The following is a 586-nucleotide window of genomic DNA, read 5'->3' as shown; positions in this document are numbered from 1 at the left end:
TAATAGATCTCTTTCATAAATCAAAAAACGAGCACCTTTTTGATTGATATTTGTACTCTAATTTTCTTAGCATTCGTGCATAATCTACGGATGAAATACATTGATTCAAGAAGCTTTCTGAAACACAGTTTAAGCGATATACAGGCATCTCATGGTCAACCTTTTATTTAATGGTTGAGCAATTGCAGAAGCATGTTCCAGCTAAAGGCAGACCACCCAAATTAAGTCTGGAGGATCAGGTTCTGCTCTGTCTGAGCTATTGGCGGGAATACCGAACCTTATTTCACATTGCTACGAGTTACGGGGTTTCAGAGCCTACAGCCTCAAGAATTGTACGTCATGTTGAAGATTGTCTGCTTCAGTCCAAGCTGTTTAATTTACCGAAGAATTTGCCCGAAGGCGAAAGCATAGACTGGAATGTGGTGATCCTGGATGCCACAGAAATTCCAATTCAAAGGCCTAAAAAAACAGAAGAAAAGCTATAGTGGCAAGAAAAAGACGCATACCTTTAAAGTACAGGCCATCATCCATTATAAAACTCAGCAAATTCTGAGTTTATGCACTGATCGCGGTACGGTGCATGACT

General features: G+C 39.9%; 1 protein-coding gene and 1 pseudogene. Both read left to right on the top strand.

Annotated elements, in window-relative coordinates:
• Positions 1–170 precede the first annotated feature (170 nt).
• Positions 171–485, top strand: coding sequence for a transposase family protein (locus tag SE27_RS14285; protein ID WP_111861292.1), 315 nt, complete (start codon positions 171–173; stop codon positions 483–485).
• Positions 433–586: pseudogene (locus SE27_RS14785) on the top strand (hypothetical protein); the annotation flags it as partial. The gene SE27_RS14285 and the pseudogene SE27_RS14785, both read left to right, overlap by 53 nt.

It is taken from the genome of Acinetobacter harbinensis, from assembly GCF_000816495.1.
GTDB classification, from domain to species: domain Bacteria; phylum Pseudomonadota; class Gammaproteobacteria; order Pseudomonadales; family Moraxellaceae; genus Acinetobacter; species Acinetobacter harbinensis.
This window is presented reverse-complemented; position numbering and strand designations above follow the sequence as displayed.

Coding starts and splice junctions, on each gene's coding strand:
- SE27_RS14285 (WP_111861292.1), top strand. CDS start 171: ATGGTTGAGCAATTGCAGAAGCATGTTCCAGCTAAAGGCAGACCACCC.